Below are 10,352 nucleotides of genomic sequence, written 5' to 3' on the forward strand. Positions count from 1 at the left end.
GGGGGGTGTGGAAACAAGAACCACGGTCCAGCCGCTAAGGCACCGCCAAACGAAAGGGGCGGTAACAGATATGCTGGGCCTAAAGTTCACTGCGCCACACTCCTACTCTACCAGCTTTCTTTTCGCGGCGCCAAAGCTGGATTGCTTCGCGGGGGCCTTTCATCGGGCGCGCATACGCGCGACCCGTTGGCTCGCAATGACGATCTCAGACTATCTTGCTCGGCTGTTTGAAAAGTGCATCGGAAATCGGGTGGGCGGGCAAAGAAGCCGCCCGGGTCGCGCGAATGCGCGAACCGATTGCGTGCCCACCAACTTTAATAATCATCTCAAGCCAGTGATGGGCGCGGCTCCCACGAGCGCCTTTTGCTTACCTGCGAATCAGCATGGGAACCTGGATGCCCCTGTTTCCGCGCCTGTATTAACAGGGCTTAACAGGGAAAAGGTGTGTACTTCGGAGACACAACTTTCCCGATCATTCGGACTGTTTTTCGGGATGGTTCCGGCGTGTTGTCGCAGTACTCGCCACCACTTTTACCCCTTTTACGCGGACTACGTCTTCAACCTTACCGGGAGATCGCCAGAACGGAACTGATCGTCTGATCGGTAAAATTCTACGAATTTCGCGCCAAAGTACTCGGAAGACGGATCAAAACACATCCCTGCCGCACCGATTTTACCCTTTGTTTACCAGGAAGTCCGAAGGTCAGGGCTGGCGGCGCATGTGGCGCTTGGCTACCGGGGGCGTGAGGCGGGCGGATTTCCGCTGCGACGACGCATCGAGGGAACAGGTGGCCTCTTCTGCCTTGAGGTCAACTCCCAGCCCGGCATGGCCGAGACGTCACCTACGCCAGAACTCGCAAGCTTTTGCGGGGACAACACTTGACGAGCTCGTGCAATGGATGGTGCAGGACGCCTCGCCCGATCGCTGCGATCGCTGGGGCCCCAAGCTGATCTGAAGGCCGCCGCCATTGGCGCGGTGGTGCTGTTGCGCGAGCGGCTGGGCCTGGCGCGCGCCCGCGCCAAGCCGCGCCGGGAACGCGAGCAGGATCCGCACCGCCTGTTCGCGCTGATCGAGCGTTATCTTCCGCACCGCGCCGGGGTCGCTGCGACCGCGCTGCTGCTGCTCGGCAGCGCCGGCTTCGGCATCGTCCGCGGCGGCCACGTCGAGGAACTGACCTCGGCCTTGAGCGATACCCGCAACGCGATCGCAAATGGCGCCGGCTTTCGCATCACATCGGTCGCCATCAACGGCCGCAAGCAACTGACCCAGGACGAGGTGCTCGCGATCGGCGGCGTCACGGGCCGCTCGTCGCTGTTGTTCCTCGATCCCGCGGTCGTGCGCGACAAACTGAAGGCCGATCCCTGGATCGCCGAAGCCACGGTGCTGAAACTCTATCCCGGCCAGCTCCAGATCGACATAACCGAACGTTCGGCGTTCGCGCTGTGGCAGCAGGATGGCCGCCTGTCGGTGATTGCAGACGACGGCGCGGTGCTTGAACCCTATGTGACACGTCGCTTCCTCAAGCTGCCGCTGGTGGTAGGCCGCGGCGCCGAAGCCCGCGCCAAGGATTTCCTCACGCTGCTCGCGCGTTATCCGCAGGTGCACGCGGCCACCAAGGCTGCGATCTTCATTGGCGAACGGCGCTGGAACCTGCGGCTCAAGGACGGGCTCGATATCAGGCTGCCGGAACACGATGTCGGCAATGCGCTGGCGGCGTTGAGCAAGCTCGACCAGGAAGACCGGCTGTTCTCGCGCGATATCACAGCCGTCGACATGCGCCTGCCGGATCGGCTCACGGTGCAGCTGTCGGACGACGCGGCCAAGGCCCGCGAAGATCAGTTCAAGGACAAGAAGTCGAAGAAGAAGGCCGGCGACGCATGACCGGCCTCGATCGCAACCAGACCCCGAAGACGCGACCGATGCCGCAGAAGCGCACCGCGCTGGTGGCATCGCTGGATATCGGCACCAGCAAGATCGCCTGCATGATCGCGCGGCTGAAGCCGTGCCGGCCCAGCGAGGCACTGCGCGGACGCACCCATGCCGTCGAGTTGATCGGGTGCAGCCAGATTCAGTCCCGCGGCGTGAAGGCCGGGGCGGTGATCGATCTCGTCGAATGCGAGCAGGCGGTGCGCCAGGCGGTGGCGCTGGCCGAGCGCATGGCCAAGGTTCGGGTCGAGTCCGTCCTGCTCTCGGTATCGGGCGGCCGGTTGCACGGCCAGCTGATCGAAGCCGCGGCCGATATTCGCGGCGGTGCGGTTACCGCCGCCGAGGTGAGCCGGGTCACCTCTGCGGGCATGCGCCACGCCACCGGCGAGGGCCGGACCGTGCTGCATGCGCTGCCGGTCGGCTACGCCCTCGATGGCGTCAAGGGCATTCGCGATCCCCGAGGCATGGTGGCGCGGCAATTCGGCGTCGATATGAATGTCGTCACTGCAGATGCGACGGTCGCCAAGAATCTGATGCTGGTGGTCGAGCGCTGTCATCTCGAGGTCGAGGCCATGGCGGCCAGCCCCTATGTGGCGGGCCTGTCGGTGTTGACCTTCGATGAAGCCGATCTCGGCGCCGCCGTGGTGGAGATGGGCGCCGGCACCACCACCATCGCGACCTATTCCGGCGGAAACTTCGTGCATGCCAGCGGGTTTGCCGTTGGTGGGCAACACATTACCATGGATCTTGCGCGCGGCCTCGGCGCGTGCATTGCGGATGCCGAGCGAATCAAGACGTTATATGGCACCGTGCTGACCGGCGGTTCCGACGCGCGCGAGCTGATGTCGGTGCCGACCGCCGGCGACAGCGAGCGGGATGTTCCGCAGATCGTGTCCCGCGCCACAATCGCAAACATCGTTCGGCATCGCGCCGAGGAGATTTTTGAAATGGTCAGGGACCGCCTCGCGGATTCCCCCTTTGCCGCAGAGCCAAAGGCGCGCGTGGTCCTGAGCGGCGGGGCTTCGCAGCTGACCGGCATCCTTGAACTTGCAACCCGTATTCTCGGCCGGCCGGTGCGCGTCGGTCGTCCCCTCGGCTTTGGCCGGCTGCCCAGCGAGGCCAAGAACGCTTCGTTCGCGGTTCCCTCGGGGCTTCTGGTCTATCCCCAATACGCTCATCTTGAACACGTCGAACCGCGGCACACGCGGCAGCTCAGGACAGGGACTGACGGCTATTTCGGAAAGGTCGGACGATGGCTTCGCGAGGGCTTCTGATGTCACCTTTCCTCACCCTTCGGCTTCCACCATACCCCGCGGCCGCCGGCCGGGGCGAACCAACGCGCGCGTAAATCGAGAGGCAACCATGGCACTCAATCTTACTCCCCCTGACATCAGCGAGTTGAAACCGCGTATCACCGTGTTCGGCGTCGGTGGAGCCGGCGGCAACGCCGTCAACAACATGATCACCGCCGGGCTGCAGGGGGTCGATTTCGTCGTCGCCAACACCGACGCGCAGGCGCTCACGATGTCGAAAGCGCAGCGCATCATCCAGATGGGCACCCAGGTCACCCAGGGCCTCGGCGCCGGTTCACAGCCGGATGTCGGCGCGGCCGCGGCCCAGGAAGTGCTCGATGAAATTCGCGACCATCTGTCCGGCGCCAACATGGTGTTCGTGACCGCCGGCATGGGCGGTGGCACCGGCACCGGGGCCGCACCGGTCATCGCCAAGACCGCGCGCGAAATGGGCATCCTCACGGTCGGCGTGGTGACAAAACCCTTCCATTTCGAAGGCCAGCGTCGCATGCGCACCGCCGAAGCCGGCATCGCCGATCTGCACAAGGTGGTCGATACGCTCTTGATCATTCCGAACCAGAACCTGTTCCGGGTTGCCAACGAAAAGACCACCTTCGCCGACGCCTTCGCGATGGCCGACCAGGTGCTCTATTCGGGCGTCGCCTGCATCACCGACCTGATGGTCAAGGAAGGCCTGATCAATCTCGACTTTGCCGATGTCCGCGCCGTGATGCGCGAAATGGGCAAGGCGATGATGGGAACCGGGGAAGCCTCCGGCGACAAGCGGGCGTTGACCGCGGCCGAGGCCGCCATTGCCAACCCCCTGATCGACGATTCCTCCATGAAGGGCGCGCGCGGCCTGCTGATCTCGATCACCGGCGGCAAGGATCTGACCCTGTTCGAGGTCGACGAAGCCGCCACCCGCATCCGCGAAGAGGTCGACCAGGATGCCAACATCATCGTCGGCGCCACCTTCGACGAATCGCTCGACGGGATCATCCGCGTCTCCGTCGTTGCCACCGGCATCGAACAGGCGCTGATCTCGCGCAATGCAGCGGCATCTGCGGCACCCGTGGTGGTCACCGCTGCCGCGGCTTCGACCATGACGCCGGAAAGCCGCCTGGCTGATCTGACGGCGCGGCTGCGTGCCGACAATCAGCGGCTTGCCGAGCGCGCTCAGAAGCCGGAGCTGCCGACCTCGGCGCAGGCCGCTGCCACCGCGCCGCAGCGCAGCGCCAGCAACGTCGAACGCGCCGCGCTGGCGGCGATCGCCGCAGCGGTCGCTCCGGGAGTGCCGCAGCCGCCGGGCTCGGCGCCGCTGCAGCAGGCGTCCTATGGCGATGTCACGGTCCGTCCGATCGCGCAGAAGCCCTCACTGTTCCCGGATCATGATGCCACGCGGATCGAGGCGGAGGAGCCCGCGACCCCCGAGACCTTCATCCCCCAGGCCGCCGAACGTGCCCCCGTTCGTGCGCCCAGGATGCCGAAATTCGAAGATCTGCCGATGCCGGCCCAGAACGAAATCCGGCAGGCTCGTGGCGAGGTCGAAGAGGAGCATCCGCAGAAGAACCGGCTGTCGCTGCTGCAGCGTCTTGCCAATGTCGGCCTCGGCCGCCGCGACGAAGAGACCGAGCCGCCGATCGCGGCCCGCGCCTCGGGCCCGACCATGCCGCCACTGCCGGAGCGGAAGCCGCAGCGTTCGGTCGCTGAGCAGATCGCAGCCGACGATCCGGTATCAGAATATGCTCGCCGGCCCGCTCCCCAGGGCTTGGATGTTCATGGACGCTCAGCACCTGTTGCTGCAATGCCACAGGGCGACGATCATTTGGATATTCCGGCCTTCCTACGCCGGCAAACGAACTGACATTTGTTACAGCGAAAGCCACGCAAAGGGGTCTCGGCCATGCTGTCCGGGACCCCTTCTTTTTGGCCCGGCGAGGCTGTCCCAAGCAACTGATTTTAAACGACTAATTTTGTATGTTGGGGTCGGATGGCGGGCTTGAAATCGCGGCCCAAAAAAAATCCAATATGGTTAACCTTTGGCGCGAATACGGCAGAGATAGGGTAACAATCGGTAAAAAAGCGTGAGTTGGCGGTCATCGAGGCGGTGTTATTGTCTACCGTGACTTGGGGAACTTGAAGTGCGAATCGGAGCGCGCAACTCCCGCGTCGTTCCGATCTTCAGGTAAAGTCAGTGGGGCGGTTTTGGAATGAAATTTAGCCGGCAAACAACGCTTCGGGCTCAAGCCACTGTGACGGGGGTCGGCGTTCATTCCGGTTTACCGGTCAATCTGACCCTCGGACCTGCACCTGTGGATGCAGGTTTTATGTTTGTTCGCACCGGCTTGGAAGGGTGTGACCGCGAGGTTCAGGCCGCAACGGAAGCAGTGATCTCCACCGAATTTGCCACCGTGTTGGGCGACCGTGAAGGCCCGCTCGTTTCCACCGCCGAACATGTCCTTGCTGCACTGCGGGGCATGGGCGTCGATAACGCCACGATCGAGGTCGACGGCCCCGAAGTTCCGATCATGGACGGCAGCGCCGCCGCTTTCGTCGCCGCGATCGATCAGGCTCGTATTGTCACACAGTCGGCACCGCGTCGCTTCATCCAGGTTCTGAAGCCGGTCCAAGTCGTGATCGGCGATAGTTACGGCGAATTGCGGCCTTATGCGGCCGGTTTCCGGGCCGAGGCCGAGATTGACTTCGCCAATCCCGTGATCGGGCGCCAGAGCTACATGCTCGAACTTAGCCCCGAAAGGTTCCGCCGCGAGGTTAGTCGGGCCCGGACCTTCGGCTGCATGAGCGATGTCGCGCGGCTGTGGAGTGCGGGTTTTGCGCTCGGCGCCTCGTTTGAGAATTCGGTGGTGTTTGACGAGACCCGTCTGCTCAATGCCGAAGGTCTGCGCTACAAAGACGAATGCGCGCGCCACAAGGTGCTCGACATCATCGGCGACCTGGCTCTCGCCGGGCTGCCGCTCTTGGGCGCCTATCGATCGGTGCGTGGTGGCCACAGGCTCAACCATGCGGTGCTGACGGCCTTGATGGCTGATCGCAGCGCATGGCGGGTGATCGAGGCGGAAACGGCCCGCCGTTCACGCACTCGTGCCGAAGTTGGCAGCGGCATGGCGGGTGGGATTGTCGCCCCAGCCTACAGTCCCGACGTATCCTGACTTCATCCTCCCCGTACGGTCCCGGCGTTAAGCCCTCCTGACTTTGGTTTCCTGACCCTGGGGCCTTGGAAGGCCTGAACGTTTGATCCGGGCGTCGTCTTTGAGGTATTCCGACCGTGCCTCCGACCTTCCCTGAACTCCGTTGGAAACGGTCTGATATCTCCAGCGAAGTAACCATGATCGGCTGCATCGACCGGGATCGCCTTAATCCGGGCGAATTGCCTGCGTATTTGATTGGTTGAGGCACCTTTTTCGGTTACAGCCCAAGGCAATCATTGCGGCCATGGCTACGCTCATGGCGCGCTGCGGGTTACCGCATCACAGGCGTCAGGTCTTGAACACATGTCGGCACCGCGTATGAGACTCCAACTACGCAAGATATCGGGTGGCGCCGGCCGCCATCCGATCGGCCGGCGGCTTCGGCTGGCCGCGGCGATGGTTGGGCTCGCGATCCCGCTCAGTGGATGCGGCACAGGCGCGTTGTGGGACAAGTTCCTGGCCAAGGATGACACCTTCGTCGAAGAGCCCGCAGACAAGCTCTACAATGAGGGCTTGTATTTGATGAACCAGAAGAAGGATCCGAAAGCGGCGTCGAAGAAGTTCGAGGAAGTCGACCGCCAGCATCCTTATTCCGAATGGGCGCGCAAGGCACTCTTGATGTCGGCCTACGCCTTCTATCAGTCCGGCGACTACGACAGCTGCATCGGCGCCGGCACCCGTTACGTTACCCTGCATCCCGGCAGCCCCGACGCCGCCTATGCGCAGTATCTGATCGCGGCCTCGCATTACGACCAGATCCCGGACGTCAGCCGCGATCAGGGCCGCACCGAGAAGGCGATTGCGGCGCTCGAGGAAGTGGTCCGCAAATATCCGACCTCGGAATATGCGGTCAGCGCCAAGGCCAAGCTCGAAGGCGCGCGCGACCAACTCGCCGGCAAGGAAATGGATATTGGCCGCTACAACCTCGACAAGCGCAATTATACCGCCGCGATCAATCGCTTCAAGACCGTGGTGACCCAGTATCAGACCACCCGGCATGTCGAGGAAGCGCTGGCCCGGCTGACCGAGGCCTATATGGCGATCGGCATCGTCGGCGAAGCGCAGACCGCCGCCGCCGTGCTCGGGCATAATTTTCCGGAGAGCCCCTGGTACAAGGACGCCTATAATCTCGTGAAGTCCGGCGGGGTCGAGCCGACCGAGAACACCGGTTCCTATATCTCCAAGGCCTTCAAGAAACTTGGCCTCGGCTAGGGGCCTTTGTTTTGACGCGCTTTCTTGATGCGAGCCGGCACCACACCGCGGATCAGGTCCGGGGCAGGCTTTCGCTCAAAGACGCTATCGTGCGGAATTCGGGTCGGTCCCGCGCCATTCGCTGCCGCGAACTTCCGATTCCAAAGCACGCCGGAATTCTGTAATCCTAGGCTGGTTGCTTAAGGGACTAGCGGGTGCGGAGGAAGAGAGTTCCGAGCCGCTTCACCAGGAACTGATCTCGCATGCTGGCGCGTCTGTCGATCCGTGACATCGTCCTGATCGAACGGCTCGATATCGAGTTTTCCCGAGGCCTTGCGGTACTGACGGGCGAAACCGGCGCGGGCAAATCCATTCTCCTCGATGCCTTCGCGCTGGCGCTCGGCGGGCGCGGCGACGCCAGCCTCGTCCGCCACGGCGTGGAGCAGGGGCAGGTCACCGCGGTGTTCGACGTGCCCAAGAGCCATCCGGCCGCGAAAATCCTCAGCGACAACGGGCTCGACGATTCCTGCTCTGAAAATTCATCCGAGATGATCCTGCGCCGCGTGCAGTTCGCCGATGGCCGTAGCCGTGCCTTCATCAACGATCAGGCGATCAGCGTGCAGACCCTGAAGGCGGTAGGTTCCACCCTGGTCGAGATTCACGGTCAGCATGACGAGCGTGCGCTGGTCGAAGCCGCGACCCACCGGCGGCTGCTCGATGCGTTCGCCGGCCTTGAAAAGGAGGTCGCGGCGCTGCAACAGCTCTGGGATTTGGGGCGCGCCGCCAACACCGTGCTCGACGCGCATCGCGCCAATATGGCGCGCGCCGCCCGCGAGGCGGACTATCTGCGCCATGCCGCCGATGAGCTGAAGACGCTCTCGCCCAAGGACGGTGAGGAGACCGCGCTCGCCGAACGCCGCACCACGATGATGCAGGGCGAGAAGATTTCAGCCGATCTGCGCGAGGCGCAGGAGGCCGTCGGCGGCAACCATTCCCCGGTCCCGGCACTGTCGGCGGCGGTGCGCCGGCTGGAGCGCCGGGCCGGCAGTTCGCCCGCGCTAGTCGAACCCGCGGTGAAGGCGATCGATGCCGCCATCAACGCGCTGGAAGAGGCCGACCAGCACCTCAACGCGGCGCTGATCGCCGCCGATTTTGATCCTGCCGAACTGGAGCGGATCGAGGAGCGGCTGTTCGCGCTTCGCGCCGCGGCGCGTAAATATTCGACCCCGGTCGAGGGGCTATCGGCGCTGGCGGCCAAATACGCCGCCGACGTGGCGCTGATCGATGCCGGGGCCGACCAATTGAAAAAGCTCGAGGCGGCAGCCAGCGAGGCCGATGCGCGCTACGGCGTCGCCGCCGCCAAACTCTCTGCCGCGCGCACCAAATCCGCCGACAAACTCGACAAGGCGGTCAATGCCGAACTGGCGCCGCTGAAGCTCGATCGCGCGAAATTCATGACGCAATTGGATTCCGACGCGAGGTCACCCGGCCCGCAGGGTTTTGATCGTATCGAGTTCTGGGTCCAGACCAATCCCGGTACCAAGCCGGGCCCCTTGATGAAAGTGGCCTCCGGCGGCGAGTTGTCGCGATTTCTGCTGGCGCTGAAGGTCGTGCTGTCCGATCGCGGCTCCGCGCCGACGCTGGTATTCGACGAAATCGACACCGGCGTGGGTGGCGCGGTCGCCGACGCGATTGGTGCCCGGCTGGCGAGACTTTCAGGCCAGGTGCAAGTGATGGCGGTGACCCATGCCCCGCAGGTCGCCGCGCGCGCCGACCTGCATTTGCTGATTTCAAAGGACGCGCTCGACCGCGGCAAGCGCGTCGCCACCCGCGTCAACGCGCTCGCCGCCGATCACCGCCGCGAGGAAATCGCCCGCATGCTGGCTGGCGCCGAGATCACCGCCGAAGCCCGAGCCGCCGCGGACCGGTTGCTGAAAGCAGCGACGGCGTAGCTGGTCCGCTCCCTCGCCCCGCTCTTCGCGGGGAGAGGAAGGGGGGGCGGAGCCGGTCGTTGGTTGAACGCAGTGCCTCGCCCCTCACCCGGGGTCGACGCTTCGCGTCTCAACTTCGACCTCTCCCCGCGCAGAGCCCACGCAGAGCGGGGAGAGGTTACAAGCCGCCACCGTCTTTTCTCCCAATCAACTTCGTCGTATTCCTGGACCATGGCCAAGACAGTAAAGACCAAGCATCGCCCCGACGTCGCCACCCTCACCAAGGCCCAGGCCAAGGTCGAGCACAAGCGGCAGGCGCTTGAGATCGAGAGCCACGACAAGGCTTATTATCAGGAGGATGCGCCGAAGATTTCCGACGCCGAATACGACGCTCTGCGCCAGCGCTTCAACGCGATCGAGGCCCGGTTTCCTGAATTCGTCACCAGTGATTCGCCGTCGCAGAAGGTCGGGACGAAACCTTCCGGACGTTTTGCAAAAGTGCGGCATGCGGTGCCTATGCTGTCGCTCGATAACGCCTTTGCCGAACAAGACGTGCTCGATTTCGTCGGCCGCATCCGCCGCTTCCTGAAGCTTGGCGATGACGACGAGATCGCCTTCAGCGCCGAGCCGAAAATAGACGGGCTATCGATGTCGCTGCGCTACGAGGGCGGCGACCTCGTCACCGCGGCCACGCGCGGCGACGGTGCCGAGGGTGAAGACGTCACTGCCAATATTCGCACCCTGGAAGACGTGCCGAAAAAACTTGAAGGCCGGAACCAGCCCGACATCTGCGAGGTCCGCG

The 10,352-nt window shown here is 63.8% G+C and carries 7 protein-coding genes and 1 pseudogene; all 8 read left to right on the forward strand.

Annotation, left to right across the window (positions count from 1 at the left end):
- Positions 1-603: 603 nt before the first annotated feature.
- Positions 604-956 (forward strand): annotated as a pseudogene (locus ABSG20_RS20370) (D-alanine--D-alanine ligase); the annotation flags it as partial.
- Positions 896-1,882 carry a cell division protein FtsQ/DivIB gene (locus tag ABSG20_RS20375; protein ID WP_423866315.1) on the forward strand — a complete coding sequence of 329 codons (987 nt, stop codon included), beginning with the start codon at positions 896-898 and terminating at the stop codon, positions 1,880-1,882. The pseudogene ABSG20_RS20370 and the gene ABSG20_RS20375, both read left to right, overlap by 61 nt.
- Positions 1,879-3,201 (forward strand): cell division protein FtsA, encoded by a 1,323-nt coding sequence (gene ftsA, locus ABSG20_RS20380; protein WP_423866316.1) that lies wholly within the window; start codon positions 1,879-1,881, stop codon positions 3,199-3,201. The genes ABSG20_RS20375 and ftsA overlap by 4 nt, the downstream gene beginning before the upstream one ends.
- Before the next feature lie 88 nt (positions 3,202-3,289).
- On the forward strand, positions 3,290-5,083 hold the full coding sequence (gene ftsZ, locus ABSG20_RS20385; RefSeq protein ID WP_423866317.1) for a cell division protein FtsZ: 1,794 nt from the start codon (positions 3,290-3,292) through the stop codon (positions 5,081-5,083).
- 346 nt (positions 5,084-5,429) lie between these two features.
- Positions 5,430-6,389 (forward strand): UDP-3-O-acyl-N-acetylglucosamine deacetylase, encoded by a 960-nt coding sequence (gene lpxC, locus ABSG20_RS20390; RefSeq protein WP_423866318.1) that lies wholly within the window; start codon positions 5,430-5,432, stop codon positions 6,387-6,389.
- 342 nt (positions 6,390-6,731) lie between these two features.
- Positions 6,732-7,640, forward strand: a complete 909-nt coding sequence (locus ABSG20_RS20395) for an outer membrane protein assembly factor BamD (protein WP_423866319.1) — start codon at positions 6,732-6,734, stop codon at positions 7,638-7,640.
- Positions 7,641-7,882: 242 nt separating this feature from the next.
- A complete protein-coding gene (gene recN, locus ABSG20_RS20400) occupies positions 7,883-9,571 on the forward strand; it encodes a DNA repair protein RecN (protein ID WP_423866320.1) in 1,689 nt (562 codons plus the stop codon).
- 210 nt (positions 9,572-9,781) lie between these two features.
- Positions 9,782-10,352: DNA ligase LigA-related protein (locus tag ABSG20_RS20405; RefSeq protein WP_490338329.1), on the forward strand; the 571-nt coding region annotated here is incomplete at its 3' end.

It is taken from the genome of Bradyrhizobium sp., assembly GCF_049512235.1.
Taxonomy (GTDB): Bacteria; Pseudomonadota; Alphaproteobacteria; order Rhizobiales; family Xanthobacteraceae; genus Bradyrhizobium.

Coding starts and splice junctions, on each gene's coding strand:
- ABSG20_RS20375 (WP_423866315.1), top strand. CDS start 896: ATGGATGGTGCAGGACGCCTCGCCCGATCGCTGCGATCGCTGGGGCCC.
- ftsA (WP_423866316.1), top strand. CDS start 1,879: ATGACCGGCCTCGATCGCAACCAGACCCCGAAGACGCGACCGATGCCG.
- ftsZ (WP_423866317.1), top strand. CDS start 3,290: ATGGCACTCAATCTTACTCCCCCTGACATCAGCGAGTTGAAACCGCGT.
- lpxC (WP_423866318.1), top strand. CDS start 5,430: ATGAAATTTAGCCGGCAAACAACGCTTCGGGCTCAAGCCACTGTGACG.
- ABSG20_RS20395 (WP_423866319.1), top strand. CDS start 6,732: ATGTCGGCACCGCGTATGAGACTCCAACTACGCAAGATATCGGGTGGC.
- recN (WP_423866320.1), top strand. CDS start 7,883: ATGCTGGCGCGTCTGTCGATCCGTGACATCGTCCTGATCGAACGGCTC.